Source organism: Kluyvera intermedia (assembly GCF_021440345.1).
Lineage (GTDB): Bacteria > Pseudomonadota > Gammaproteobacteria > Enterobacterales > Enterobacteriaceae > Kluyvera > Kluyvera intermedia_A.
On the sequence record NZ_JAKCNS010000041.1, the window covers coordinates 75,328 to 101,224 of the forward strand.

General features: G+C 57.1%; 24 protein-coding genes. 17 read left to right on the top strand and 7 right to left on the bottom strand.

Translation table 11 applies throughout. The annotated features are described in order from the left end of the window. Positions 1–2: 2 nt before the first annotated feature. A complete protein-coding gene (gene dsdX / locus LZ634_RS12660; RefSeq protein ID WP_172728891.1) occupies positions 3–1,340 on the bottom strand; it encodes a D-serine transporter DsdX in 1,338 nt (445 codons plus the stop codon). A 228-nt stretch (positions 1,341–1,568) separates the two neighbouring features. Here dsdX and dsdC point away from each other — a divergent pair, with 228 nt between their 5' ends. After that, on the top strand, positions 1,569–2,495 hold the full coding sequence (gene dsdC, locus LZ634_RS12665) for a DNA-binding transcriptional regulator DsdC (RefSeq protein ID WP_234505595.1): 927 nt from the start codon (positions 1,569–1,571) through the stop codon (positions 2,493–2,495). A 33-nt stretch (positions 2,496–2,528) separates the two neighbouring features. Here dsdC and emrD read toward each other — a convergent pair whose 3' ends face one another. Continuing rightward, positions 2,529–3,713 (bottom strand): multidrug efflux MFS transporter EmrD, encoded by a 1,185-nt coding sequence (emrD, locus tag LZ634_RS12670; RefSeq protein ID WP_234505543.1) that lies wholly within the window; start codon positions 3,711–3,713, stop codon positions 2,529–2,531. A 176-nt stretch (positions 3,714–3,889) separates the two neighbouring features. Next, positions 3,890–4,723, bottom strand: a complete 834-nt coding sequence (locus LZ634_RS12675; protein WP_234505546.1) for a DMT family transporter — start codon at positions 4,721–4,723, stop codon at positions 3,890–3,892. A 220-nt stretch (positions 4,724–4,943) separates the two neighbouring features. Here LZ634_RS12675 and ivbL point away from each other — a divergent pair, with 220 nt between their 5' ends. The 7 genes from ivbL to uhpT all read left to right on the top strand — a co-directional run bounded on the left by ivbL (position 4,944) and on the right by uhpT (position 12,221). Further along, positions 4,944–5,042, top strand: coding sequence for an ilvB operon leader peptide IvbL (gene ivbL / locus LZ634_RS12680; protein WP_234505549.1), 99 nt, complete (start codon positions 4,944–4,946; stop codon positions 5,040–5,042). 163 nt (positions 5,043–5,205) lie between these two features. Continuing rightward, positions 5,206–6,894: an acetolactate synthase large subunit gene (ilvB, locus tag LZ634_RS12685; RefSeq protein ID WP_234505551.1), complete on the top strand. Its 1,689-nt coding sequence runs from the start codon at positions 5,206–5,208 to the stop codon at positions 6,892–6,894. Positions 6,895–6,897: 3 nt separating this feature from the next. Further along, complete coding sequence (gene ilvN, locus LZ634_RS12690; protein ID WP_052284620.1) at positions 6,898–7,188, top strand: acetolactate synthase small subunit; 291 nt, start codon at positions 6,898–6,900, stop codon at positions 7,186–7,188. Positions 7,189–7,261: 73 nt separating this feature from the next. Beyond that, positions 7,262–7,855, top strand: coding sequence for a transcriptional regulator UhpA (gene uhpA, locus LZ634_RS12695; RefSeq protein ID WP_061280489.1), 594 nt, complete (start codon positions 7,262–7,264; stop codon positions 7,853–7,855). Next, a complete protein-coding gene (gene uhpB / locus LZ634_RS12700; RefSeq protein ID WP_234505554.1) occupies positions 7,852–9,354 on the top strand; it encodes a signal transduction histidine-protein kinase/phosphatase UhpB in 1,503 nt (500 codons plus the stop codon). The genes uhpA and uhpB overlap by 4 nt, the downstream gene beginning before the upstream one ends. A gap of 9 nt (positions 9,355–9,363) precedes the next feature. After that, entirely contained in the window at positions 9,364–10,683 is a 1,320-nt protein-coding gene (locus LZ634_RS12705; RefSeq protein ID WP_234505555.1) for an MFS transporter, read from the top strand. Positions 10,684–10,829: 146 nt separating this feature from the next. Next, complete coding sequence (gene uhpT / locus LZ634_RS12710) at positions 10,830–12,221, top strand: hexose-6-phosphate:phosphate antiporter (RefSeq protein WP_234505556.1); 1,392 nt, start codon at positions 10,830–10,832, stop codon at positions 12,219–12,221. A gap of 45 nt (positions 12,222–12,266) precedes the next feature. Here uhpT and LZ634_RS12715 read toward each other — a convergent pair whose 3' ends face one another. Next, positions 12,267–13,172 carry a LysR family transcriptional regulator gene (locus LZ634_RS12715; protein ID WP_234505559.1) on the bottom strand — a complete coding sequence of 302 codons (906 nt, stop codon included), beginning with the start codon at positions 13,170–13,172 and terminating at the stop codon, positions 12,267–12,269. An 8-nt stretch (positions 13,173–13,180) separates the two neighbouring features. Next, positions 13,181–14,974, bottom strand: coding sequence for an adenine deaminase (adeD, locus tag LZ634_RS12720; RefSeq protein ID WP_234505562.1), 1,794 nt, complete (start codon positions 14,972–14,974; stop codon positions 13,181–13,183). Positions 14,975–15,148: 174 nt separating this feature from the next. Here adeD and LZ634_RS12725 point away from each other — a divergent pair, with 174 nt between their 5' ends. The 4 genes from LZ634_RS12725 to nepI all read left to right on the top strand — a co-directional run bounded on the left by LZ634_RS12725 (position 15,149) and on the right by nepI (position 18,951). Next, positions 15,149–16,483 carry an NCS2 family permease gene (locus LZ634_RS12725; protein WP_234505598.1) on the top strand — a complete coding sequence of 445 codons (1,335 nt, stop codon included), beginning with the start codon at positions 15,149–15,151 and terminating at the stop codon, positions 16,481–16,483. Between the two features lie 52 nt (positions 16,484–16,535). After that, positions 16,536–16,988, top strand: a complete 453-nt coding sequence (locus LZ634_RS12730) for a DUF1198 domain-containing protein (RefSeq protein ID WP_234505565.1) — start codon at positions 16,536–16,538, stop codon at positions 16,986–16,988. A 114-nt stretch (positions 16,989–17,102) separates the two neighbouring features. Further along, the gene (locus LZ634_RS12735) at positions 17,103–17,615 is read left to right on the top strand and encodes an SRPBCC domain-containing protein (RefSeq protein ID WP_234505601.1); all 513 of its coding nucleotides are present in this window, start codon (positions 17,103–17,105) and stop codon (positions 17,613–17,615) included. 148 nt (positions 17,616–17,763) lie between these two features. Beyond that, positions 17,764–18,951 (top strand): purine ribonucleoside efflux pump NepI, encoded by a 1,188-nt coding sequence (gene nepI, locus LZ634_RS12740; protein WP_234505568.1) that lies wholly within the window; start codon positions 17,764–17,766, stop codon positions 18,949–18,951. A gap of 76 nt (positions 18,952–19,027) precedes the next feature. On the opposite strand, the gene phnX is transcribed toward nepI, so the two are convergent. Both phnX and phnW read right to left on the bottom strand, forming a co-directional pair. Further along, positions 19,028–19,837, bottom strand: a complete 810-nt coding sequence (phnX, locus tag LZ634_RS12745; RefSeq protein WP_234505571.1) for a phosphonoacetaldehyde hydrolase — start codon at positions 19,835–19,837, stop codon at positions 19,028–19,030. 9 nt (positions 19,838–19,846) lie between these two features. Continuing rightward, on the bottom strand, positions 19,847–20,950 hold the full coding sequence (gene phnW, locus LZ634_RS12750) for a 2-aminoethylphosphonate--pyruvate transaminase (protein WP_234505576.1): 1,104 nt from the start codon (positions 20,948–20,950) through the stop codon (positions 19,847–19,849). A 196-nt stretch (positions 20,951–21,146) separates the two neighbouring features. Here phnW and phnR point away from each other — a divergent pair, with 196 nt between their 5' ends. From phnR to phnV, 5 genes are all read left to right on the top strand, one after another. After that, the gene (phnR, locus tag LZ634_RS12755) at positions 21,147–21,866 is read left to right on the top strand and encodes a phosphonate utilization transcriptional regulator PhnR (protein ID WP_061280525.1); all 720 of its coding nucleotides are present in this window, start codon (positions 21,147–21,149) and stop codon (positions 21,864–21,866) included. A gap of 144 nt (positions 21,867–22,010) precedes the next feature. After that, a complete protein-coding gene (gene phnS / locus LZ634_RS12760; RefSeq protein WP_234505579.1) occupies positions 22,011–23,024 on the top strand; it encodes a 2-aminoethylphosphonate ABC transporter substrate-binding protein in 1,014 nt (337 codons plus the stop codon). Positions 23,025–23,029: 5 nt separating this feature from the next. After that, the gene (gene phnT / locus LZ634_RS12765; protein ID WP_234505582.1) at positions 23,030–24,139 is read left to right on the top strand and encodes a 2-aminoethylphosphonate ABC transport system ATP-binding subunit PhnT; all 1,110 of its coding nucleotides are present in this window, start codon (positions 23,030–23,032) and stop codon (positions 24,137–24,139) included. Between the two features lie 2 nt (positions 24,140–24,141). Next, on the top strand, positions 24,142–25,002 hold the full coding sequence (gene phnU, locus LZ634_RS12770) for a 2-aminoethylphosphonate ABC transporter permease subunit (protein WP_234505585.1): 861 nt from the start codon (positions 24,142–24,144) through the stop codon (positions 25,000–25,002). Between the two features lie 2 nt (positions 25,003–25,004). Continuing rightward, the gene (gene phnV, locus LZ634_RS12775) at positions 25,005–25,802 is read left to right on the top strand and encodes a 2-aminoethylphosphonate ABC transport system, membrane component PhnV (RefSeq protein ID WP_234505586.1); all 798 of its coding nucleotides are present in this window, start codon (positions 25,005–25,007) and stop codon (positions 25,800–25,802) included. The last annotated feature ends 95 nt before the right edge of the window (positions 25,803–25,897 follow it).

The window sequence follows — 25,897 nt, forward strand, 5'->3', positions numbered from 1 at the left end:
GCTTAGATAATAAAGGAAAGCAGGAATGTGCAGGCCAGTGCAATAACCGACGCGATAAATGTCGCCGTCGTATAGTATTTAAACGTCTCATTCAGGGTCGCGCCGCAGTATTGCTTCACCAGCCAGAAGAGGGAATCGGTGACGATTGTGCAGCCAATTGCACCGGAACCGATGGCAATAGCGATGATCTCCGGGCTGACGTTGGGATAGAGCGGCAGCATCGGTGCCACAATTGCCGTCGCACCCATCATGGCGACGGTGGCAGACCCCACCGCGGCATGCAGAATTAACGCCACCAGCCAGGCCAGCAGAATCGGGTGCATGTGCATGTTGGAGAGGATGAGGGCGAGCGTATCCGCCAGCCCGCTGCTTTTCAGGATAGCGTTGAATGCGCCGCCTGCGCCGATAATCAGCAGGATGTTGGCAATGGAGCCAAAGCCGTTTTCGGTGTGGGTCAGCAGTGCGCCCATGCCGATGTGCTGGCGCAAACCGAGGATGTAATAGGCCACGAAGACCGCGATAAACATCGCCGTTATTGGATTACCGATAAACTCCAGCAGCGTATAAACCGCGCTGTCTTTTGCCATATTCAGCTCAGCGACGGTTTTGACCAGCATCAGGCCGATTGGCAGCAATACGGTAAACAGCGTGGCGCCAAGTGAAGGCAGCGTGCTTTCATCGCGAACCTTAAGGTCGGAAAACTCAGCCGGTACCGGCTTAAACGGCAGACGGTTGCCGAGGAATTTCAGGTACAGCGGCCCGCCGATAAGTGATGCCATTAAGCCCACCAGTAAACCGTAGACAATCACGGTACCAATATCCGCGCCCAGCTTATTCACTACGAACAGCGCGGCCGGATGCGGAGGGACAACGCAGTGCACCGCCATCAGCGCAGTACACAGCGGGATCGCCAGCTTCAGCAATGAGGTATTGGTTTTTTTGGCAATCGAAAAGGCCAGTGGAATCAGCAGCACCACGCCAACTTCAACGAACAGCGTGATCCCGCAAATCAGCCCGACCAGCACCATAATGACGTCGGCCGAAAGCCAGCGGCAGCGCTGCAGCGTCAGGCCAATACGTTCTGCCGCGCCGGATACTTCCATCATCTTGCCCAAAATGGTGCCGAGGCCAATGACGGCGGCGAGGAAGCCCAGCGTCCCACCGATACCACTCTCAATGGCGTTAACCATATCCAGCGGGCCCATGCCCATCATCGTACCCACGAAGAAGCTGGCTAACAGCAGTGCCAGAAACGGGTGGAACTTGAACTTCACGATGGTCAAAACGATTAACACGATGCTTATCAGCAGCGTGCTCACAACCCAGATTTGAGAGTGCATAACTCACCTTGCCCTGTGATTAATAGGGTTATATTGGACAAAAATAAGGCATGGTCTGACAAACGATATAAATCCGCTTTCACATGAGCTAGATTGAATCAACATGGTGATTAAGGTCTTATTTCGCCATGTTTATGCGATATGGTTCACCTTGGTTCATCTTTGTGCTGATTTTTACGACGCTTTTTTTTACACTCCGCGGCATAAATCAGGAGGAGAGAGGTGAGTATGGATCCCATTCGTGAGGTCAGAAATCGGCTGCTTAATGGCTGGCAGCTATCAAAGCTCTATACCTTTGAAGTGGCGGCAAGACACCAGTCGTTTGCGCTGGCGGCCGATGAGCTTTCATTGAGCCCCAGCGCCGTCAGCCACCGTATTAATCAGCTTGAAGAGGAGCTGGGCATTCAGCTTTTTGTCCGTTCGCACCGAAAGGTGGAGCTGACCCACGAGGGAAAGCGGGTGTTCTGGGCGCTGAAGTCGTCGCTGGATACGCTGAACCAGGAAATTCTCGATATCAAAAACCAGGAGCTGTCCGGCACGCTGACCGTCTATTCGCGCCCCTCCATCGCGCAGTGCTGGCTGGTGCCGGCGCTGGGTGACTTTACCCGCCGCTATCCGTCGATTTCGCTGACCGTCCTGACCGGCAATGACAACGTCAATTTGCAACGCGCTGGGGTCGATCTGGCGATCTATTTTGATGACGCGCCCTCTGCGCAGCTGACGCATCATGTCCTGATGGATGAAGAGATTGTGCCCGTATGCAGCCCGGAATACGCGCGCCGCTACGACCTCACCGACAGGCTGGTGAACCTGCCGCACTGTACGTTGCTGCATGACAGACAGGCGTGGAGTAATGATTCCGGTACCGATGAATGGCACAGCTGGGCGCAGCATTATGCGGTAAATTTGTCGACATCGTCGGGCATTGGCTTCGATCGTTCGGACTTAGCGGTGATTGCTGCGATGAACCATATTGGGGTCGCGATGGGGCGTAAACGGCTGGTGCAAAAACGCCTCGATAGCGGGGAGCTGGTCGCGCCGTTTGGCGATATGGCGCTGAAATGTCATCAGCGCTATTACATCACCACTCTGCCCGGTCGGCAGTGGCCGAAAATCGAGGCGTTTATTGGCTGGCTACAGGAACAAGTTAAATAGCGGCGGTAAGCGACAGATGCCGCTTGCCCGCGTTTAAACGGCCTGTCCCTGCTGCGACATGCGCGACGCCAGCGGCAGCCAGCAGAGGAAAATCAGCAGCCCCATCAGCGTCATCAGCAGGCCAATGCTGGCCTGCCCGGTTTGCGGCATCATCGCCGACAGCCAGGCCAGCACGCCGGAACCGATGTTTTGCAGGCCGCCTACCAACGCCCCGGCGGTACCGGCGAGGAATGGGAACGGCTCCATCGCGCCGCTGGTTGCCAGCGGGAACAGCATGCCAGCACCAAAGAAGAACAGCGCGGCGGGCACCAGTAGCGTCCAGATATTCATCACGCCGAACAGACCTGGGATCCACATCATCAGCCCTGCAGCAAGGCAGCTGAGTACCGACTGCCACATCATTGTGGAGAAACGCTTGTTTGGACGCCCGGCAAACCATGCGCCGAAGAACGCCGCCGGAATCGGCAGAATAAACAGAATACTCACCGTCATACTGCTGAGCCCCAGCACGCCGCCCATCAGGACGCCGGAGCTGGCTTCAAACACCGCAATCCCCGCCAGCCCACCGATTAGCATCAGCAGGAAGCAGTTAAAGCCGCTGTTACCAAACAACGTTTTATAGTTGCTGATAAGCCGCGTTTTTGGCGCTCCGGTCGGGCGGGTTTCCGGCATCCAGCGCGCCATGCTGAAGGTCACACCCGCGCACAGCACCAGCAGGAAGCCGTAGCAGGCGCGCCAGTTAATCAATGTTTCGAGCACGCCACCAATCAGCGGAGCCAGCAACGGGCTCACCAGAATACCCATGTTTAACAGGCTGTTGGCGTGGCGAAGCTGGCTGCCTTCATACAGATCGCGCGGTAGCGTACGCGCCATCACGCCGCCGACGCCGGTCCCCATGCCCTGCATGGCGCTGGCGGCAATCAGCACCGTCAGGCTGTGAGTGGTGATAGCGACCAGCGTGGCCAGCATAAAAATCGACATCCCGACCAGAATAACCGGACGGCGTCCGACTCTGTCGGACAGCGGGCCGTAGAACAGCTGGGAAACGCCGTAGGTCAGCAGATAGGCCGCCATCACGCTCTGCACCGCCCCTTCACGGACGTTAAGATCGTTCGCCATCTGGGCAATCGCCGGGATATAAATGGTTTGCGCCATCTGTCCGACGGCCACAAGCAACACCAGCATCACCAGGATATTGACGTTTCTGTCTCTTTTCATTTCGCTGATAACTTTATAAAAATTAGGTTTATAAGAATAAATGTCTAGGTAATGCGCTAAAAGCGAGAGGAATCTACCATAACGAGATGATGATTTAACCATCTATCATGTAAATGAAATGTGTGATGCAGGCAGGATTTATACACGTTAAACGGCAACAATAGTTGCCAGTATTTTCAGGAGAGGCGCAGCAAAATGGCGCCGGCGGCGATGCCGAAGGCCGCAAAGAAACGCAGGCCGGAAACACGCTCTTTGAGCAGCAGCCAGGCGATGATGGCGCCGAACAAAATAGAGCTTTCGCGCAGGGCCGCAACCACCGCCAGCGGGGCCTGAGTCATCGCCCACAGCGCCAGGCCATAGGAGCCCATGGTGCCCATTCCGCCCAGTAAACCTTTCTTCCAGTGCTGCGCCAGATAGCGCGATGCCTCCCGGCGGCGGGTCATCATTGCCCACGCCAGCAGGCTGCTGCCGTTAAGGCAAAATGACCACACCGTGTAGCCAAAGGCGGAACCTGAAAGGCGTACGCCGGTGCCGTCGATGAGCGTATAGCCGGCAATAATACAGGCGTTGAACAGCGCCAAAACAACGCCCAACTGCGAGCCAGAACGGCCATTTAATGCCATCCCCAGAATCGCCGTACAGATCACCGCAATGCCGAACCAGGCCATCGCCGAGAGAGGGTCGCCCAGCAGCAGCACGCTAACGATAGCGACCAGCAGCGGTGCGGTGCCGCGCATCAGCGGATAGGTTTGGCTCATATCCGAAATCTGATAGGTCTTCGCCACCAGTACGGTGTAAATAACCTGCAAAATCGTCGAGGCAATCAGGAACGGAACGCTGGCGCTTGAGGGGGCGGGGGCGAAGGGCAGCAGCAGTAGCGCAATGAGCGCGGCGGAGCCGGTGACGCCGATGGCCGAGTAAAGCTTGTCGTTTCCCGCTTTGACGATAGCGTTCCAGGTTGCGTGCAGCAGGGCGGCGAACAGCAAAATGCAGAAAACAGAAAGCGTCATGATAATGCGTTGCTCAGGGGTATTTCACCAAAACGTAACACAACCGACGGGCGGCAACCAAGGCCAGAAATAGGGGAAAAAAGGGACAGATTGGATTTTTTCCCTGACGGTAGAAATGTGATCTTTGCTGCATTTTTGTGCGGATGAAAATATTTCCATTGTCAGCATGAAAAAGCTGTGTTTGTATGAATTCACTTTATGAATTCGAGATAGACCCTTAATGACTCCAACCATGATGACCTCGACGCTACTAAAAACCGCGCTACCAGCCGCGGTAGTCGTCGTGCGTGTGGTGGTGGTCGTCGGCAATGCGCCGTAGGGTCAGGAACACACACGATTCCAAACCCCGCCGGCGCAAACCGAGCGGGGTTTTTAGTTTCTAGCCCCCCGCCCGGAAACGCGAAGTGGCTCAAGCTGCAGTCAACGCATCTGCAACTTGAAGTCCTTAGCGTAAAGTCGGCCCAGAATAAAAGGACTGGAGCATGGCAAGTTCGGGCACAACAACACAAACACAGCGCTTTACCGGCGCGCAATTGATCGTTCATTTACTGGAACGTCAGGGGATCACCATGGTCACCGGCATTCCCGGCGGCACGGTGTTGCCGCTGTACGACGCATTAAGCCAAAGCAAACAGATCCGCCATATTCTGGCGCGACACGAGCAGGGCGCCGGTTTTATCGCTCAGGGCATGGCGCGAACCCACGGCAAACCGGCGGTGTGTATGGCCTGTAGCGGCCCCGGCGCCACCAACCTGGTGACCGCTATTGCCGATGCGCGCCTCGACTCCATTCCGCTGGTGTGTATCACCGGCCAGGTTGCCTCCTCGTTAATCGGCACCGACGCTTTCCAGGAAGTCGACACCTACGGTATCTCTATCCCCATCACCAAACACAACTACTTAGTCCGCAACATCAATGAATTGCCGCAGGTTATTGCTGATGCCTTCCGGATTGCGCAGTCGGGGCGTCCCGGCCCGGTGTGGATAGACATTCCTAAGGATGTACAGACCGCTGAAATTGAAATCAGCGAGCTGCCGGAACCCGGTGGCCGTGCGCCGACCCCGGAATTTAGCACCGAAAGCGTGAGTGAAGCGGCGGCGATGATTAACGCCGCCCAGCGTCCGGTGCTGTATCTGGGCGGTGGCGTGATTAACGCCCCGGCGCGCGTTCGCGAGCTGGCCGAAAAAGCCAATCTGCCGACCACTATGACGCTGATGGCGCTGGGTATGCTGCCAAAAGCGCACCCGCTGTCGTTAGGTATGCTGGGGATGCACGGCGCGCGCAGCACCAACTTCATTCTGCAACAGTCTGATTTACTGGTTGTTTTAGGTGCACGTTTTGATGACCGGGCAACCGGGAAAGTGGCGGAGTTCTGTCCGGACGCGAAAATTATTCATGTCGATATCGACCGCGCCGAGCTGGGGAAAATCAAGCAGGCGCACGTGGCAATTCAGGCAGATGTAGATGATGTTCTGGCGCAGCTGCTGCCGCAGATTGAAGCGCAGCCGCGCGATGCGTGGCGCGGCAAAGTGGCCGAGCTGCAGCAAGAGTTTCCGGGCGCGATCCCTGAAGCGGGCGATCCGCTCAGCCATTATGGCCTGATTAACGCCGTCGCGGCCTGCGTTGACGACAACGCCATCATCACCACCGACGTGGGCCAGCACCAGATGTGGACTGCGCAGGCCTATCCGCTGAACCGTCCGCGCCAGTGGCTGACCTCTGGCGGTCTGGGCACCATGGGCTTTGGTCTGCCTGCGGCGATTGGTGCTGCGCTGGCGAACCCGGATAAAAAAGTGCTGTGCTTCTCCGGCGACGGTAGCCTGATGATGAATATTCAGGAGATGGCGACGGCGGCAGAAAACCGGCTGGATGTGAAAATCATCCTGATGAACAACGAAGCGCTGGGCCTGGTGCATCAACAGCAGAGCCTGTTCTACCCGCAGGGCGTGTTTGCTGCCACTTATCCGGGCATGATTAACTTCATGCAAATTGCCGCCGGGTTTGGGCTTGATACCTGCGATTTGAACAACGAAGCAGACCCGCAGGCCGCGCTGCAAGCGATTATCAATCGTCCAGGGCCGGCGCTGATTCACGTGCGCATCGACGCGCAGCAAAAAGTGTATCCGATGGTGCCGCCGGGTGCGGCAAATACCGAAATGGTGGGGGAATAAGCCATGCAACAACAGACTCATGACAACGTCATTCTCGAACTCACCGTGCGTAACCATCCCGGCGTTATGACTCACGTCTGCGGGCTGTTTGCCCGCCGTGCGTTCAACGTAGAAGGCATTCTATGTCTACCGATTCATGGCAGCGACCACAGCCGCATTTGGCTATTGGTCAACGATGACCAGCGTCTGGAGCAGATGATGAGCCAGATAGATAAGCTGGAAGACGTGGTAAAAGTGGCGCGTAACCAATCCGATCCGTCGATGTTTAACAAAATCACCGTCTTCTTCGAGTAACCCGCTCAAAGCTTGAACGCCAGCGCGCTTATGGTTAAGGTAAGCGCGTTTTTTACCCGCCAGGACAGAACTCATGATCACCGTTGCCCTTATTGACGACCATCTTATCGTCCGCTCCGGCTTTGCGCAGCTGCTGGGGCTTGAGCCTGATTTACAGGTGATTGCTGAGTTTGGTTCCGGTCGTGAGGCGCTGGCGGGGCTGCCCGGGCGCGGCGTGCAGGTCTGCATCTGCGATATTTCGATGCCGGATATCTCCGGGCTTGAGCTTTTAGGCCAGCTGCCGAAAGGCATGGCGGTCATCATGCTCTCGGTTCACGACAGCCCGGCGCTGGTGGAACAGGCGCTGAACGCCGGTGCGCGCGGTTTTCTCTCTAAACGCTGTAGTCCGGACGAGCTGATCGCGGCGGTGCATACGGTCGCCACCGGCGGCTGCTATTTAACGCCGGATATCGCCGTCAAACTGGCCGCTGGACGCCAGGACCCGCTAACTAAGCGCGAACGGCAGGTGGCGGAAAAACTGGCGCAGGGGATGGCGGTGAAAGAGATTGCCGCCGAGCTGGGGCTGTCACCGAAAACGGTGCACGTACATCGCGCTAACCTGATGGAAAAGCTTAACGTCAGCAACGACGTTGAGCTGGCCCGCCGGATGTTCGACGGCTGGCAATGAAAACGCTCCTCTCCCGCTTCATCACCGTTATTGCCTGCTTTTTTATCTTCTCCGCCGCGTGGTTTTGCCTGTGGAGTATCAGCCTGCATCTGGTGGAACGGCCTGATTTAGCAGTGCTGCTCTTCCCGTTCGGCCTGCGTCTGGGGTTGATGCTGCAATGCCCGCGCGGTTACTGGCCGGTGTTGCTGGGGGCAGAATGGCTACTGCTGTTCTGGTTGGCGCAGGAAGTGGCGCTGACGCATCTGCCAATATTGATGATCGGAAGTCTGCTGACGTTGCTGCCGGTAGCGCTCATTTCCCGCTATCGCCATCAGCGCGACTGGCGCACTCTGCTGTTACAAGGCGCTGCGCTTACCGCTGCCGCGCTGCTGCAATCGCTGCCGTGGCTGGGGCAGGGGGAAGAGGCGCTCAACGCGCTGCTGCTGACCCTTACCGGCGGGCTGACGCTGGCACCCATCTGCCTTGTCTTCTGGCACTATCTGACCAGCACCACCTGGCTGCCGCTAGGCCCGGCGGTGGTTTCCCAGCCGGTCAACTGGCGCGGGCGTCATCTGGTCTGGTACCTGCTGCTGTTTAGCGTCAGCCTGTGGCTCCAGCTTGGCCTGCCGAATGAACTGTCTCGCTTCACGCCGTTTTGTCTCGCCCTGCCGATCATTGCGCTTGCCTGGCACTACGGTTGGCAGGGGGCTCTGATTGCAACGCTGATGAACGCCATTGCGCTGATTGCCAGTCAGACCTGGCACGATCACCCGGTGGATTTACTGCTCTCTCTGTTGGCGCAAAGCTTGACCGGGCTGCTGCTCGGGGCTGGGATTCAGCGTCTGCGCGAACTGAACCAATCGCTGCAAAATGAGCTGGCGCGTAACCATCGCCTGGCGGAACGGCTGCTGGAAACTGAAGAGAGCGTGCGCCGCGACGTGGCGCGTGAACTGCACGACGATATCGGTCAGACCATCACCGCGATTCGTACTCAGGCAGGCATCGTGCAGCGCCTGGCGCCTGAAAATACTGGCGTGAAGCAAAGCGGGGCGCATATCGAACAGCTGTCGTTGGGAGTCTACGATTCGGTGCGCCGTCTGCTCGGCCGCTTACGCCCACGCCAGCTCGACGATCTGACGCTGGAACAGGCCATCCGTTCGCTGCTGCGTGAAATGGAGCTGGAGAGTTGTGGCATCGTCAGCCATCTCGACTGGCAGATAGACGAGTCTGCGCTCAGTGAAGGTTTGCGCGTCACGCTGTTCCGCGTCTGTCAGGAGGGGCTGAACAACATTGTGAAGCACGCCAGCGCCAGCGCCGTGACGCTACAGGGGTGGCAACAGGACGAACGGTTAATGCTGGTGATTGAGGACGACGGTAGCGGTCTGCCGCCGGGCTCGAATCAACAAGGTTTTGGCCTCACCGGGATGCGCGAACGCGTGGCGGCGCTGGGTGGGTCGCTGACTATTTCCTGCATGCACGGCACACGCGTCAGCGTGTCGCTGCCCCAGCGACACGCGTAAGGAGCATTGATGCTGACCTTTTTTAAAGCCCCGGCTAATGCGCCGCTCATCACTGATAAACAGGAAGTCGATGCCCGTTACCGCTACTGGCGGCGGCATATCCTGTTGACCATCTGGCTCGGCTACGCGCTGTTCTATTTCACCCGCAAAAGCTTTAACGCCGCGGTGCCGGAAATTCTCGCTAACGGCGTGCTGACCCGCAGCGATATTGGCCTGCTGGCGACGCTGTTTTACATCACCTACGGGCTGTCGAAGTTTGTCTCCGGTATCGTCAGCGACCGCTCCAACGCCCGCTATTTTATGGGCATCGGCCTGATTGCTACCGGGGTGGTTAATATTCTGTTCGGCTTCTCCACCTCACTGTGGGCCTTCGCCGCGCTGTGGGCGCTGAACGCCTTCTTCCAGGGCTGGGGATCGCCGGTTTGTGCCCGTCTATTGACCACGTGGTATTCACGTACCGAACGCGGCGGCTGGTGGGCGCTGTGGAACACGGCCCACAACGTCGGCGGGGCGCTGATCCCCATCGTGATGGGCGCGGCGGCGCTGCACTACGGCTGGCGCGCCGGGATGATGATGGCCGGCACGATGGCTATCGTGGTCGGCATTTTTCTGTGCTGGCGGCTTCGCGACCGACCGCAGGCTATCGGCCTGCCGCCGATTGGCGACTGGCGGCATGACGAGCTGGAAATCGCCCAGCAGCAGGAAGGCGCCGGGCTGACTCGCCAAGAGATCCTCACTAAATACGTGCTGTTTAATCCGTATATCTGGCTGCTTTCCCTGTGCTATGTGCTGGTGTACGTGGTGCGCGCGGCGATCAACGACTGGGGCAATTTGTATATGTCCGAGACGCTGGGCGTGGATCTGGTGACCGCCAATACCGCGGTGACCATGTTCGAGCTGGGTGGGTTTATCGGCGCTCTGGTGGCGGGCTGGGGATCGGACAAACTGTTTAACGGCAACCGTGGGCCGATGAACCTGATTTTTGCCGCCGGGATTTTGCTCTCGGTGGGCTCGCTATGGTTGATGCCGTTTGCCAGCTACGTAATGCAGGCGGCGTGCTTCTTCACCACCGGATTTTTCGTCTTTGGCCCGCAAATGCTGATTGGTATGGCGGCGGCAGAGTGTTCGCACAAAGAGGCGGCCGGTGCCGCTACCGGGTTTGTTGGGCTGTTCGCCTATCTTGGCGCATCGCTCTCCGGCTGGCCGCTGGCGAAGGTGATGGAAGTCTGGCACTGGACCGGCTTTTTCGTGGTGATCGCCATCGCGGCGGGGATTTCAGCCCTGCTGCTGCTGCCGTTCTTAAACGCTCAGGCGCCGCGCGAAGCGTGACCCGCCTCACCTTTCTACGTCGAATGACCTAAAACTAGGAAATTTTCCCGGTTTCACCTGGACGCTGTCTCAGGCATCTCTCCCGGCTGATTTTTACAATGCCTGCTATTCGCAGGTATAAAAATCAGCTCAGGAGTAACCCAATCATGCTGGCCTTCTTAAACCAGGTGCGTAAGCCGACCCTGGATCTGCCGCTCGATGTGCGGCGTAAAATGTGGTTCAAGCCGTTCATGCAGTCCTATCTGGTAGTCTTCATCGGCTACCTGACCATGTACCTGATCCGCAAAAACTTCAACATCGCGCAGAACGACATGATCTCCACCTACGGGCTGAGCATGACGCAGCTGGGGATGATTGGCCTGGGCTTCTCCATCACCTACGGCGTGGGTAAAACGCTGGTTTCCTACTACGCCGACGGCAAAAACACCAAGCAGTTCCTGCCGTTCATGCTGATCCTCTCCGCCATCTGTATGCTTGGCTTCAGCGCCAGCATGGGCGCGGGTTCAACCAGCCTGTTCCTGATGATTGCCTTCTATGCGCTGAGCGGTTTCTTCCAGAGTACCGGCGGCTCGTGCAGCTACTCGACGATCACCAAATGGACGCCGCGCCGTAAGCGCGGTTCCTATCTCGGGATGTGGAATATTTCCCACAACCTCGGCGGTGCAGGTGCGGCGGGTGTGGCACTGTTTGGTGCCAACGTTCTGTTCGACGGCCACGTTATCGGCATGTTTGTCTTCCCGTCGATTATTGCCCTGATTGTCGGCTTTATTGGCCTGCGCTACGGCAGCGATTCCCCGGAATCTTACGGCCTTGGCAAAGCGGAAGAGCTGTTTGGCGAAGAGATCAGCGAAGAGGACAAAGAGACCGAAGAAAACGAGATGACCAAGTGGCAGATCTTTGTTGAGTATGTGCTGAAAAACAAAGTTATCTGGCTGCTGTGCTTCTCCAACATCTTCCTGTACGTGGTGCGTATCGGCATCGATCAGTGGTCTACCGTCTATGCCTTCCAGGAGCTCAAGCTCTCCAAAGAAGTGGCGATTCAGGGCTTTACCCTGTTTGAAGTGGGTGCGCTGGTCGGCACGCTGCTGTGGGGCTGGCTCTCTGACCTGGCAAACGGTCGCCGTGCGCTGGTGGCCTGCGTGGCGCTGGCGTTGATTATCGCCACCCTCGGCGTCTATCAGCACGCCAGCAACCAGTACGTTTACCTGGCATCGCTGTTCGCCCTCGGCTTCCTGGTGTTTGGTCCACAGCTGTTAATCGGCGTGGCGGCAGTCGGTTTTGTGCCGAAAAAAGCGATTGGCGCGGCAGACGGCATTAAAGGCACCTTCGCTTACCTGATTGGCGACAGCTTCGCTAAGCTCGGCCTCGGGATGATTGCCGACGGTACGCCAGTCTTCGGCCTGACCGGCTGGGCGGGCACTTTCGCCGCGCTGGATGCTGCCGCTATCGGCTGTATCTGCCTGATGGCCGTGGTGGCGGTATTCGAAGAACGTAAAATTCGCCGCGAAAAGAAAATTCAGCAGTTAAAAACCGCTTGAGTATGTAGGCAGTAATGTTTGCCCGGCCACTGCGCCGGGCTTTTTTTATGCTTCGCGCTGGCTGGTTTCATGCAGCAGTTCACGCAACCACTGCTGCGCCGTGTCGCGGTGGCTGCGTTCGTGCCAGGCCATGCTTTTGGTGAACCCTGGGATCTCAACCGGTGGTTTCTGGACGCAAATCAACGCCGGTGAACGGGCCATTCGGCTGGGCACGACCGCGATCATTTCGCTCACCGCCAGCACCTCCGGTAGCACCAGGAAACTGCTGACCGACAACCCAATACGCCGCTTGCGGCCCACTTTAGCCAGCGCATCGTCGGTGACACCCCAGAAACTTTCCCCTTCGTAGGAGACCAGAATATGCTCCAGCGAGCAGAAGCGGTCGAGCGTCAGCGGTCGTTGGGCGTCCGGATGTTCGGCGCGCAGCATGCAGACGTAGCGCTCCTCGTACAGCGTGCGGCTGTGTAGATCGCCAGGAGTGGTGTTGGGCGTGAGCAGCGCGAGATCGATCTTTCCCTGCTCAAACTGGCTGCTTAATCGCTCGGGTTCGACCGGAACCACCCGCACGCGGATACCCGGCGCTTGTACTTTCAGCGCGGCAATAAACGGCACCACCACCGCTTTTAAGGCGTAGTCGGTGGCGGCGAGAGTGAAAGTGAGTTCGGCGGTGCGCGGATCAAATTCGGCGGGTTGAAGCAGCGCATTGATATCGCTCAGAATCTTTTTCACCGTCGGCGCGAGCTGCTGGGCGCGCAGCGTGGGCACCATGCCGTGCGGTGCGCGAATAAACAGCGGGTCATCGAAGTTATCCCGTAGACGGGTCAACATACCGCTGACGGCGGGCTGAGTGAGCGACAATCGCGCCGCCGCGCGCGTCACGCTGCGCTCATCCAGCAGTGCATCCAGCGTTTTCAGCAGGTTAAGGTCGAGCGTACGGATATCCGTTTTCATCCCCTGGTTCACTCTCCGGTTGCGGTTTTCTGATGCGAGTCAGCGATCTCCTGAGCGGTAAATGTAAACGTTTCGCCGTCAAAAAGCCCCATGCTGGTGAGTTTTAATGCCGGGATAACCGGCAGCGAGAGAAACGCCATCTGGATAAACGGCTCATCCGGGAGCGAACCGCAAGCGCGGCCAGCGGCCTTCAAATCGTCGATTTTCGCCGCCAGCGTGTCGGCGGTGTCGGTGCTCATAAGGCCTGCAATGGGCAGCGGCAGGTGGCTTTGTACTTTGCCTTCGCGCACCACGCACTGCCCGCCACCATCGGCAATCACCTGATTCACCGCCAGCGCCATCTCCTCGGCGCGACGACCGATCACCACAATATTATGGCTGTCATGGCTGACGGTCGAGGCCAGTGCGCCTTCGCGTAACCCAAAGTGGCCCAACAAACCACAGGCCGGAGGAAGCTGGTGACCATAGCGATCGAGCACCGCGATGTAGCAAATATCCTCACGTTCAAAGCCATTTTCCGTGTACCGCGTGGATCCGGCGGGCGTCACCAGCTCGTTGGCAATCACTTCGATCACCCGGTAGCGCTTGCCTGGCGTGAAGTGCAGGGCGAAATCGCTCGCGGAAACGGGCTGGCGGGCAATGGTGTTGCCATACGGTGGGGCCGTTTGCTCAAGCCGGGTGGGCTCCTGCGACTGTAGGGTGTCGGCATCAATAGGCTGACCTTTGATAAACACCTGCTGCACCGTCACGTTGTGGACATCGCTTAGCAGCACAATATCGGCCTGTTTTCCCGGTGCCACAAGGCCCAGATGATGCAGGCCGAAGTGGCGTGCGGCGGACCAGCTGGCGACGCGATAGGCCACGTGTGGCGGTACGTTATGCTGTAAAATGAGACGGCGAATCAGCGCGTCAATATGCCCTTCATGGGCAATTTCCCACGGGTTACGATCGTCGGTACACAGCATGCACTGCGGGCTGTTGAAGGCGTTCAGCAGCGGAGCCAGCGCGTTGAGATTACGGGCGGCCGACCCTTCTCGCATCATCAGTGCCATCCCCAGCTCGAGTTTGCGTCGACCCTCTTCCAGCAGATAGCTTTCGTGGCAGTTTTCCACTCCGGCCGCGATGTAGGCGTTCAGCGCCTTACCGCCCAATCCCGGACAGTGGCCGTCGATCGTCAGGCGGCGAAAGGCGTCGATTTTATTGAGCTGAACGTCTTGTCCGGCGACTACGCCGGGGTAGTCCATCATCTCCGCCAGCCCGGTGACTAACGGGTGATCGCGCCATTTCACCATTTTTTCGAGGGGAAAGTCCGCACCGTTTACATCGCAGCCCGCCAGCGCAGGCACGCAGGAGCTGACCTGCAGATACTGGTTTTGCATGGCCTGTTCGGCACAGCGGACGAACCAGGCAAACCCGGCTTCACCCATGACGTTGACGATTTCATGCGGGTCGCAGATGACGGTGGTGAGCCCGCGCGGTAGCGTTGCGGTTTCAAACGTGACCGGCGTCATCATACTGGACTCAATATGTAAATGGGCGTCGATAAAGCCGGGAACCGCCGTCGCGCCGTGCGCATCGACGCACTGCCGTGCGGGGGCATCAGTGTATTCGACGCCGATACCGGCAATATGTCTCCCCTTAATCACGATAGGGCCGGCGATATCACCGCCATTGATTAAATCAAGCAGCCGGACATTATCAATAATATAATCGGCAACGGCCTCGCCACGCGAAACGGCTAACAATTCCTGCTGTTCCTGGCGACTAATATAATGAAATTTATAGTTAATGGGATTATTCATGTTTTTCTCATTTTGATTTTATCAATTTGATTCTTATTTATCGCTAAATATTTTTGGTAATTATTTTCAGTCTATCGACTAACGTACCTTGGCAATGTGATTGCAATCACTGAATCAAGGTTGGCAGATACTTTAAAAAGAGATGACATTATCTCTGAATAAATGGAAGAAAAAATGAAAGGTCAGTTGGTTGATGATGTAGATAATAAATCAGGTCGTCTTGCCAGCTTATTTAAGCTTCATCAACATGGTACGACCGTGCGTACCGAAATGATTGCCGGAATGACAACTTTTTTAACCATGGTGTACATCGTGTTCGTTAACCCTCAAATATTGGGCGCCGCGCAAATGGACCCCAAGGTGGTGTTTGTCACCACCTGCCTGATTGCCGGTATAGGCAGCATCGCAATGGGACTCATTGCTAACCTTCCCGTTGCTCTGGCACCGGCGATGGGCCTGAATGCCTTTTTCGCCTTCGTGGTGGTAGGAGCGGTCGGCGTCAGCTGGCAAACGGGGATGGGAGCTATATTCTGGGGAGCTGTCGGATTATTTTTACTGACGCTTTTTCGGATTCGTTACTGGATGATTTCAAATATCCCTGTCAATTTACGCGTCGGCATCACCAGCGGCATTGGCTTATTTATTGCGCTGATGGGGTTAAAAAATGCTGGCGTCATTATCGCCAACAGCGATACGCTGGTCGCTATTGGTGACTTAAATTCTCATTCCGTACTACTTGGTATTTTAGGCTTCTTTATTATCGCCGTCCTGTCATCACGAAATTTCCATGCGGCGGTACTGGTTTCCATTGTGGTGACATCCTGCTGCGGGTTATTTTTCGGTGATGTTCATTTTAATGGCGTTTATTCTATTCCACCAAGTATTAGCGGCATGATCGGTGAGGTTGATTTACGCGGCGCGCTATCGCTTGATCTGGCCGGGATTATTTTTTCTTTTATGCTGATCAATTTATTTGATTCATCAGGAACATTAATTGGCGTCACGGATAAAGCTGGGCTAATCGATAGTAATGGTAAATTCCCCGGCATGAATAGAGCGTTGTATGTCGATAGCCTCAGTTCAATCGCCGGGGCCTTTATCGGCACTTCTTCAGTCACCGCGTATATTGAGAGCACTTCCGGCGTAGCGGTTGGCGGCCGTACGGGGCTGACGGCCATTGTGGTTGGCGTCTTGTTTTTACTGGTGATGTTTTTCTCGCCGCTAGTGGGGATGGTTCCCGCCTATGCCACGGCGGGGGCGCTGATTTTCGTCGGTGTGCTGATGACATCGAGCCTGGCGCGGGTCAACTGGGATGACTTGACCGAATCGGTGCCCGCGTTTATTACCACCGTAATGATGCCGTTTAGTTTCTCTATCACCGAAGGTATCGCGCTGGGCTTTATGTCGTACTGCATTATGAAACTGTTTACCGGACGTTGGCGCGAGCTGAATCTGTGCGTGGTCGCGGTGGCAGTGTTATTTGCGCTGAAGATCACGCTGGTGGATTAGTACAGGTGGGTGGTTTCCAGATATCATGGGCGCTAAAGAGACAGGAGAACTCATGGTCTGGATTATGCTGGCCACATTGGTCGTGGTCTTTGTTGTCGGGTTTCGGATCCTCACTTCCGGGCCGCGACGGGCGATTCGCCGTTTAAGTGAGCGATTGGCGATTACACCGGAGCCGGTAGAGTCGATGATTGACCAGCTGGGGAAGGTGCAGGGCGATGAGTATTTACGCTACCTGGAACGGCCAAATGAAGCGCATTTGCAGAATGCGGCGCAGGTATTGCTGATTTGGCAGGTGTGCATCGTCGACGGCAGTGAGCAAACGCTGGTGCGCTGGCACCGGCTGCTGCAAAAAGCCCGCCTGGCGGCGCCGATAACCGACGCCCAGATACGTCTGGCGATGAGCTTTATGCGTGAGCTGGAGCCGGATTTCAATGAGCTGAACGCGTTCCAGCATCGCTATAACGCATTGTTCCACGAAGAAAATGGCGTCCACTGGCTGCACTGATATCACTCTGTGTGATGTTGATTATTTATAATGGTGATTATATTTATATCACTCGCGGATGCATGATGAACCTCATCAACAATATGACTCACGAGGTTCATCATGAAACAGTCCATGCAACAAAGCGCCATTGTCTGGCCAGAAGCGTATCTGCCGGGCACCACCGACAACTTTGCCTCCAATGAAATCATCGTTAGCGGCCTGACGGCCAAACAGATCTGGGCGCAGCTTGATGACACCACGCGGTGGCCTACCTATTACAGCAACGTCGCTGATATTCACTTCCACGATGGCAGCGGCCCGCGACTCAGCGCCAACGCCCGTTTCCGTTTTTCCACCTTCGGTTTCCCGATTGAAGCGCAAATCACGGAATATGTGCCGCCGGTTGATGGCCTGGCCGCGCGTATCGCGTGGCACGGTTGGGCTGAAGGCGATGCCACCACGCGTCTCGACGTGATTCACGCCTGGCTGTTTGAAGATTTACCGGGCGGCCGCGTGCGTATCCTGACCCAGGAATCACAGATTGGCGTTCCGGCGCAGGAGCTGGCGCGTACTCTGCCGAATCCGATGATTAACGGCCATCAGGAGTGGATTAGCGGTCTGGTCAAATCGGCGCGCGGTGAATGATTCAGTCGCCCGAATAGGTTTCAGCGCCTATCCGGGCCGCTGAGAAAATGCGATACCGCGACGGCAGTTGCCAAAACGTTAAATACGTCACATCTAAAATGTTACACTGCGTGGCTTTTCTCCAAAAACTCCTCCGCAGGTAACAATAATGAGCACACATATCGAAGAAAAAACCCGCGCTGAGGGCGTCGCGCGGCCCAACTGGTCGGCAGTGTTTGCCGTCGCGTTTTGCGTCGCCTGCCTGATTACCGTCGAGTTTCTACCGGTCAGCCTACTGACGCCGATGGCGCAAGACCTCGGCATTTCTGAGGGCGTGGCCGGGCAGTCCGTTACAGTCACCGCATTTGTCGCCATGTTCGCCAGCCTGTTCATTACCCAGGCGATCGGTGCCACCAACCGTCGCTACGTGGTGATTCTGTTTTCTATCCTGCTCACGCTCTCTTGTCTGCTGGTGTCGTTCTCCAACTCATTCACGCTGCTGCTGTTAGGCCGCGCCTGTCTGGGGCTGGCGCTGGGCGGGTTCTGGGCCATGTCGGCGTCGTTGACCATGCGTCTCGTTCCCGCGCGGACGGTGCCGAAAGCGCTGTCGGTGATATTTGGCGCGGTGTCGATTGCGCTGGTGATAGCGGCCCCGCTGGGCAGCTTTTTAGGCGGGATTATCGGCTGGCGTAACGTCTTTAACGGCGCGGCGGTGATGGGCGTGCTGTGTACGCTTTGGGTACTCAAAGCCCTGCCTTCTCTGCCGGGTGAACCTGCCCACCAGAAACAAAACATGTTCAGCCTGCTGCAGCGTCCTGGCGTGATGGCCGGGATGATCGCCATCTTCATGTCGTTCGCCGGGCAGTTTGCCTTTTTCACCTACATTCGCCCGGTGTATATGAATCTGGCCGGGTTTGATGTCGATGGCCTGACGCTGGTGCTGCTGAGTTTTGGTATCGCCAGCTTTGTCGGCACCTCGTTCTCGTCGGTCATTCTCAAGCGTTCGGTCAAACTGGCGCTGGCTGGCGCTCCTTTCGTGCTGGCTTTGAGCGCACTGGTGCTGGTGCTGTGGGGCAACGATAAAGTGGTGGCGGCGGGCATTGCGATTGTCTGGGGTCTGGCGTTTGCGCTGGTGCCGGTAGGCTGGTCAACGTGGATCACCCGCTCGCTGGCCGATCAGGCGGAAAAAGCCGGTTCTATTCAGGTGGCGGTCATTCAGTTGGCGAATACCTGCGGCGCGGCGGTGGGCGGTTTTGCGTTAGATCGCCTGGGCCTGGTTTCGCCGCTTATTCTCTCCGGCATATTGATGCTGCTCACCGCGCTGCTGGTGACCGTTAAGGTGAAGATTAAGCCTTAGTTTTGACTAGAAAACCTTGCGAGTGCTTTATCCAGCCTGCGGCATTATTGCCCGGCAGGCTGGATAACAGCGGCGTTTACGGGCGCTCGCCCTTCGCCAGGCGGGCGTTAATATCGGCAATGACGCCCGGTAAATCCGCCAGCGAATCCACCACATAGTGCGCCCCTGCGGCGTAGAGTTTCCCGGCCGCGTGCTCGCGGCGAGTGGCAATTTCCTCCGCCGTCATCGCCTGAAATTCCTCCCATGTAGCCCCAAATTCATTGCCGGATAGCGCCAGACCCACGCTCCACATCCCGGCATTCAGCCCTTCGGTAATACCCGGCGCGGCGTCATCCACCTTCACGCAGTGGGCGACGTTATCAACGCCCAGTGTGATGACGTTTTGCAGCGCCATCCACGGGCCTGGACGGCCACCGGCGGCGAGGTCGTCAGTGGCGACCCAGTGGTCCGGCGCATAGCCGTGTTCGGCGGCGGCGGGGACCAGCTTTTCCATCACCGCGCGAGGGTAGCCGGAGCAGGAGCCAATTTTGATGTTGTCAGCGCGTAATGCGGCGATTGTGTCGACAACCCCTGCAATCGGTGCGGAAAAATCAACAACTTTTGCGATTTGTAGCGGCATAAAGGTGGCATAAATAGCGTCGATATCCTCAGACGTCATCGAATGGCCAAATTTAGCCTGCCAGCGCGCATCTACGGTGGGTAGTTTTCCCAGCGCTTCAATATGCTGCCATTTGCCCAACCCCATCGGCACCCGCGCCTCGGCGAGGGTGATTTCCACGTCAAACGCCCGACGAAAGGCTTCGACGAAGATTTGCGTTGGCGCAAAGGAGCCAAAATCTACGGTGGTACCGGCCCAATCGAGGATCACTGCATTAATACAGTTCATAACGGCTCCTTATTTTGTCCAGTACATGGCGTTTTTGATGGCGGTGAGCAGGGCGGAGATATCCGAATCGTAGACTTCGCCAATGTTGCCAATGCGGAAGCAATCGCTTTGCGACACTTTGCCCGGATAGATAACAAAGCCCTGTTCTTTCAGTAAGTTGTAGAACTCTTTGAAGCGATACTGTGGGGTTTCCGGCGAATAAAATGCGGTGATGATCGGCGAATGTAGCTCATCGTCCAGTAGGGTGCTAAAGCCCAGTTCGCGCATCCCGGCAACCAGCCGGCGCTGGTTTTGCTGGTAACGCTGATGACGTGTGATAACGCCGCCTTCGTCGGCGAGTTCTTTCAGCGCCTGGGCGAACGCCAGCACGGTATGCGTCGGCGAGGTAAAGCGCCACTTGCCGTGGTTATCCTCCATACAGCGCCACTGGGCGTAGAGATCCAGCGACAGGGAGCGAGAGCGGCCTTTGCATTCAGCCAGTTTATCCGCACGGGCTATCACAAAGGCAAAGCCCGGCACGCCCTGAATACATTTGTTGGCGGAGCTGATCAGATAGTCGATGTTCAGCGCGGCAATATCCATCGGGATGCCGCCGAAGCTGCTCATGGCGTCAACGATATAGGTTTTGCCGTACCGCTGAGCCAACGCGCCAACCTCGGCGATCGGGTTGAGCATCCCGGTGGTGGTCTCACTGTGGACCATGGCGATATGCGTGATAGTGCGATCGGCCTGCAAAATAGCCTCGATAGCCGTGACGTCAGGGCGAATCACTTCGCCGCAATCATAGGCGTGGTGGGCAATATCCATCATCGTGGCCATTTCCACCATCCGGGCGCCGTACGCGCCGTTGCTGACAATCAGCACCTTATCCTGCGGCGCAAGCGTGCTGCCCAGCACGGCTTCGACGGCATAGCTGCCGCTGCCCTGCAGCAGTACCGAGGTGTAGCCTTCCGCTTTGGTGGCGAGCGACGTGAGCTGATGGCGGATCTCTTCAACCACGCCAAGGTTGTAATCGTCATCCCAGGTACAGCTGTCGAACAGCATCGCTTCTTTCACGGTGCGTGAGGTGGTCAACGGGCCAGGGGTCAGCAGCAGATAGTTACGCGAAGTCATGTTATTTACCTTTGGTCTATACCAGATTTGTATTTATCATGACGATCTTTCCCGCAAACGGTCAAAGGGAAAATGGCGCTGCAACAAAAAATTCATCTATCCCCGTCATCCTTCAGGCAGCATCTACGTGAGTAGGGCGAAGGATTTGGCGTATTTATCTGTATAATGACGACAGGAAAAGTGACAGCGAGCGAGCATGAAATCTATCCCAGGCGATATTCCCCAATACCTGCTCATCAAGGCGCAGCTACAGGCGCGCATTCAGAGCGGTGCATTAAAAAGCGGCGATAAACTGCCGTCTGAACGCGAACTGTGCGCGATCTTCAACACCACGCGTATTACCATTCGTGAAAGCCTGGCGCAGCTGGAGTCCAGCGGGCTTATCTGGCGCGCCGATCGCCGCGGTTGGTTTGTGACGCCTGAGCGTCTGTGGCTGGATCCGACCCAAAACACCAACTTCCATAAGCTGTGCCGCGAACAGGGGCGCGAGCCGAAAACCGCGTTATTGAGTGGTCAGTTAACCACCGTGCCGGTCGAGGTGATGGAGCCGCTGCAATTGCAGCCGTTCGATCAAATCTATCTGCTGACACGTCTGCGTTACGCCGATGGTCGCGCGGTTTGCTATTGCGAAAACCACTGCCTGCCGGCCCGCGTGCCGGAGCTGCTGCAGTACGATCTCAACGGCAGCCTGACCGAGGTGTATGAGGCCAACTACAACCTTGTCTATACCAGCATGCACCTGTCGTTTTATCCGACCGCGATGCCCGCCCAGGCCGCACAGGCGCTAGGCGTGATGGAAGGGCGTCCGGCGCTGCTGCTGCGCCGCCTCAACTACGATCAGCATGGCCGCGTGCTCGATCTGGATATTGAGTACTGGCGTCACGACAGCCTGCGCATTGAGGTGGATACCCACTGAAAAAACTGGGGGAGCGCCGTGCTCCTTCGGTGACACTCTGCACTTTTCTTCCCCCTTTCATCGTTTTGTCATAATCGGCGTTTAGCGTAAAAAGCAAATCTGGTATAGGCCAGAAAACAAAACATACGCTACGAGGCTATTACGATGAAACTCTCCCGACTTGCTCTGCTGTCCGTGTTTGCACTCGCCAGCGCCCCTTCCTGGGCGGAATCGGTGGTCACCGTCTACTCCATCGATGGTTTGCACGATGGCGATAACAGCTGGTATCAGACGCAGTTTGACGCGTTCACCAAAGCGACCGGCATTACCGTGCGCTACGTCGAAGGCGGCGGTGGCGTGGTGGTTGAGCGTCTGGCCAAAGAGCGCACCAACCCGCAGGCTGATGTGCTGGTCACCGCGCCGCCGTTTATTCAGCGTGCGGCGGCGGAAAAGCTGCTGGCGAACTTTAAAACCGAATCCGCCGCGTCAATTCCGGGGGCGAACGACTCCTACTCACCGCTGGTGAAGAACTATCTGAGCTTTATCTACAACGACAAACTGCTGAAAACCGCCCCCGCCAGCTGGCAAGATTTGCTCGACGGCAAATACAAAAACAAACTGCAATACTCGACGCCGGGCCAGGCGGCCGATGGCACCGCGGTGATGCTACAAGCCTTCCACAGCTTCGGCGGTAAAGAGGCCGGGTTTGATTATCTGGGCAAGCTGCAGGCCAATAACGTCGGGCCATCGGCGTCAACCGGCAAACTGACTGCGCTGGTCAATAAGGGGGAACTGTATGTGGCCAACGGCGATCTGCAGATGAACCTGGCGCAGATGGAACGCAACCCTAACGTGAAGATCTTCTGGCCGGCCAACGACAAGGGCGAACGCAGCGCGCTGGCGATCCCTTACGTGATTGGCTTAGTCCAGGGGGCACCGGAGAGCGAAAACGGTAAAAAGCTGATCAACTTCCTGCTGAGCAAAGAGGCGCAAACCAGCGTCAGCGCGCTCTCCTGGGGGATGCCGGTTCGCAGCGATGTGACGCCGGAAGACGCTCACTATAAAGCGGCGACCGCCGCGCTAGCGGGCGTACAAAGCTGGCAGCCAAACTGGGATGAGGTGGCGGTATCACTGTCGTCTGATATCGCCCAGTGGCACAAAGCGACCGACAGCGAGTAAGCCTGATGTTGATGAAAACGACCGCCGCTCACACCCCTGCAACGCAGGGGACTTCGGGGATTGTCCTCGACTTGCTGCGCGTGGCGTATCACGGCAACGTGGTACTTAAACCGCTCTCTTTAACCATTGAGCCCGGAGAAGTCCTGGCGCTAATTGGCCCCTCTGGTTCGGGAAAAACCACGGTGCTGCGTGCGGTGGCGGGGTTTGCCCAGCCGGCGGGCGGTCGTATTTTGATTGGTGATACGGATGTCACCCATCTGCCGCCCTACAAACGCGGCCTGGCGATGGTGGTACAAAACTACGCGCTGTTCCCCCATCTCAAAGTGGAAGATAACGTTGCGTTTGGCCTGCGGGCGCAAAAACAGCCCAAATCGTTGATCAATGAACGCGTGGTGCAGGCGCTCAAAACCGTAGGGATGAGCGATTATGCCACCCGCTATCCGCATCAGCTTTCCGGTGGGCAGCAGCAGCGCGTGGCGATTGCCCGCGCCATTGCCGTGCGCCCACGCGTACTGCTGTTGGATGAGCCGCTCTCCGCGCTGGATGCGCAAATTCGCCACAATATGGTGGAGGAAATTGCCCGTCTTCACCGCGAAATGCCGGAATTAACCATTCTTTACGTCACCCACGATCAAACCGAAGCGCTTACGCTGGCCGACAAAATCGGCATTATGAAAGACGGTTCGATGATTGCTCACGGTGAAACCCGCGCGCTGTACCAGCATCCGCCTAACCGCTTTGCCGCTGAATTCCTCGGCCGGGCCAATATTCTTTCCGCTACCGCATTGGGCGCCACCGATGCGCCAGGTCTGGTGGATGTGAGCTGCGGCGGCGCGGTGATTCGCGCGTTTAGCCAGGGCAGCCATCACGGTTATAACAAACTGCTGTGCATTCGCCCGCAGCATATGAGCCTGACGCCGCGCTCGGCCAACAGCAACCGCTTCAACGCCACCCTGCAATCGGTGCACTGGCAGGGGGATTTAACCCATCTGCTGTGTGATGTCGGCGGGGAATCGGTCCGTATCGTGATGACCCATGTGAACCCGCTGCCGCAGGCCGGTGACCGGCTGGCGCTGTGGTTTGAGCCTGATGACGCAGTCCTGATTGAGGTGTAACGATGTCGCTCACCCTAACGCTGGAAAAATCGACCCCGCTTCTGCGCCCGCTCCTGTGGTTATCTCTGCCGCTGCTGGTGCTGGCAACGCTGTTCTTCTGGCCGCTGTCGCTGATTATTGAGCAGGCGCTACGCGATAACAGCGGCAATATCGGCCTGCAAACCTTCTGGCAGGTGATTGAGTCGAAACGCTTTATGACGGCGCTGATGAATACGCTGCAAATCGCGCTGCTGGCCACCGCCGGGTGTTTAGTGCTGGGCAGCGTGATGTCGCTGATTCTGGTGTTTATTCCGTTTCCCGGTAGCGACCTGATTGGCCGGGTGGTTGATACCTTTATTGCGCTACCGACCTTTTTAATCACCCTGGCGTTTACCTTCATCTATGGCTCGGCGGGGCTGCTGAACGGCGCGTTGATGAGCCTGTTTGATTTTGAACTGCCGCCGGTCAACTTTCTCTACTCCATGCAGGGGGTGATCCTGGCGGAGATTACCGTGTTTACCCCGCTGGTGATGCGCCCGCTGATGGCCGCGCTGCGGCAAATTGATAAAAGCCAGCTGGAGGCCGCCAGCATTCTCGGTGCCCACCCGCTGCGGGTGATTGCGCAGGTGATTTTCCCCGCGGCGCTGCCGGCGCTATTGGCCGGCGGTAGCCTGTGTCTGCTGTTGACCACCAACGAGTTCGGCATTGTGCTGTTTATTGGTGCCAAAGGCGTGAATACCCTGCCGATGATGGTTTACAGCAAAGCGATTCTGGAGTCTGACTACAGCGTCGCCTGCATGATTGCGTTAATGAATATTCTGCTGTCGCTCGGGCTGTTCGCGCTGTATCGGCTGGCGGCATCACGCAGTGGGAAAAGGAGCTAACCATGTTGATTTGGTCACGCAAAGGGCGCGTTGCGGCGGGAGCGGTGGCGACGACACTGTTCGTCATCTTCTTTTTACTGCCGCTGGCGGTGATTTTAATGTCCAGCCTGAGCCAGCAGTGGAACGGGATTTTGCCGAGCGGCTTCACCCTTATCCATTTCGTCAACGCCTTCCGCGGTGCCGCGTGGGATGCGCTCTTTTCCAGTCTGGTTATCGGCTTTTGTGCCAGCCTGTTCGCACTGCTGTGTGGCGTTTGGGCGGCGCTGGCGCTGCGCCAGTATGGCGTGAAGGCACAGCGCTGGCTGAGCATGCTGTTTTATCTGCCCAGCGCAATCCCTTCCGTTTCCATCGGGTTGGGGATTCTGGTGGCATTTAGCCAGGGGCCACTGCAAATGAACGGCACGCTGTGGATTGTACTGACGGCGCACTTCGTACTGGTGTCGGCTTTCACGTTCAGCAACGTCTCAACCGGGCTGGCGCGCGTGTCGGCGGATATTGAAAACGTCGCCTCAAGCCTTGGCGCCTCGCCGTGGTATCGCCTGCGGCACGTGACGTTACCGCTGCTGATGCCGTGGATGATGTCGGCGCTGGCGCTGAGCCTCTCGCTGTCGATGGGCGAACTGGGGGCGACGGTCATGATTTATCCACCGGGATGGACCACGCTTCCGGTCACCATATTTAGCCTGACCGATCGCGGAAATATTGCCGATGGCGCGGCGTTGACCATCGTGCTGGTGGCGATCACTTTGCTGCTGATGATGAAGCTGGAGCGGATAGCGAAGAGATTAGGGCAGAAGTAAGTCGGCCCCCCTCTCCCCGATGAAGAGAGAGGGGAACCGACTCGCGTTTTAGCTTAGAACCAGGCTTCGAACATACCGCCGACGTTCAGCGAATC

What these genes read in the sequence shown, in the direction of transcription:
- phnU (WP_234505585.1), top strand. Translation starts at nt 24,142, where the DNA reads ATGTCGCTCACCCTAACGCTGGAAAAATCGACCCCGCTTCTGCGCCCG.
- LZ634_RS12725 (WP_234505598.1), top strand. Translation starts at nt 15,149, where the DNA reads ATGAAAGGTCAGTTGGTTGATGATGTAGATAATAAATCAGGTCGTCTT.
- phnT (WP_234505582.1), top strand. Translation starts at nt 23,030, where the DNA reads ATGTTGATGAAAACGACCGCCGCTCACACCCCTGCAACGCAGGGGACT.
- nepI (WP_234505568.1), top strand. Translation starts at nt 17,764, where the DNA reads ATGAGCACACATATCGAAGAAAAAACCCGCGCTGAGGGCGTCGCGCGG.
- adeD (WP_234505562.1), bottom strand. Translation starts at nt 14,974, where the DNA reads ATGAATAATCCCATTAACTATAAATTTCATTATATTAGTCGCCAGGAA.
- uhpA (WP_061280489.1), top strand. Translation starts at nt 7,262, where the DNA reads ATGATCACCGTTGCCCTTATTGACGACCATCTTATCGTCCGCTCCGGC.
- LZ634_RS12715 (WP_234505559.1), bottom strand. Translation starts at nt 13,172, where the DNA reads ATGAAAACGGATATCCGTACGCTCGACCTTAACCTGCTGAAAACGCTG.
- LZ634_RS12675 (WP_234505546.1), bottom strand. Translation starts at nt 4,723, where the DNA reads ATGACGCTTTCTGTTTTCTGCATTTTGCTGTTCGCCGCCCTGCTGCAC.
- phnV (WP_234505586.1), top strand. Translation starts at nt 25,005, where the DNA reads ATGTTGATTTGGTCACGCAAAGGGCGCGTTGCGGCGGGAGCGGTGGCG.
- emrD (WP_234505543.1), bottom strand. Translation starts at nt 3,713, where the DNA reads ATGAAAAGAGACAGAAACGTCAATATCCTGGTGATGCTGGTGTTGCTT.
- phnW (WP_234505576.1), bottom strand. Translation starts at nt 20,950, where the DNA reads ATGACTTCGCGTAACTATCTGCTGCTGACCCCTGGCCCGTTGACCACC.
- dsdC (WP_234505595.1), top strand. Translation starts at nt 1,569, where the DNA reads ATGGATCCCATTCGTGAGGTCAGAAATCGGCTGCTTAATGGCTGGCAG.
- phnR (WP_061280525.1), top strand. Translation starts at nt 21,147, where the DNA reads ATGAAATCTATCCCAGGCGATATTCCCCAATACCTGCTCATCAAGGCG.
- uhpB (WP_234505554.1), top strand. Translation starts at nt 7,852, where the DNA reads ATGAAAACGCTCCTCTCCCGCTTCATCACCGTTATTGCCTGCTTTTTT.
- ilvB (WP_234505551.1), top strand. Translation starts at nt 5,206, where the DNA reads ATGGCAAGTTCGGGCACAACAACACAAACACAGCGCTTTACCGGCGCG.
- LZ634_RS12730 (WP_234505565.1), top strand. Translation starts at nt 16,536, where the DNA reads ATGGTCTGGATTATGCTGGCCACATTGGTCGTGGTCTTTGTTGTCGGG.
- LZ634_RS12705 (WP_234505555.1), top strand. Translation starts at nt 9,364, where the DNA reads ATGCTGACCTTTTTTAAAGCCCCGGCTAATGCGCCGCTCATCACTGAT.
- LZ634_RS12735 (WP_234505601.1), top strand. Translation starts at nt 17,103, where the DNA reads ATGCAACAAAGCGCCATTGTCTGGCCAGAAGCGTATCTGCCGGGCACC.
- uhpT (WP_234505556.1), top strand. Translation starts at nt 10,830, where the DNA reads ATGCTGGCCTTCTTAAACCAGGTGCGTAAGCCGACCCTGGATCTGCCG.
- ivbL (WP_234505549.1), top strand. Translation starts at nt 4,944, where the DNA reads ATGACTCCAACCATGATGACCTCGACGCTACTAAAAACCGCGCTACCA.
- ilvN (WP_052284620.1), top strand. Translation starts at nt 6,898, where the DNA reads ATGCAACAACAGACTCATGACAACGTCATTCTCGAACTCACCGTGCGT.
- dsdX (WP_172728891.1), bottom strand. Translation starts at nt 1,340, where the DNA reads ATGCACTCTCAAATCTGGGTTGTGAGCACGCTGCTGATAAGCATCGTG.
- phnX (WP_234505571.1), bottom strand. Translation starts at nt 19,837, where the DNA reads ATGAACTGTATTAATGCAGTGATCCTCGATTGGGCCGGTACCACCGTA.
- phnS (WP_234505579.1), top strand. Translation starts at nt 22,011, where the DNA reads ATGAAACTCTCCCGACTTGCTCTGCTGTCCGTGTTTGCACTCGCCAGC.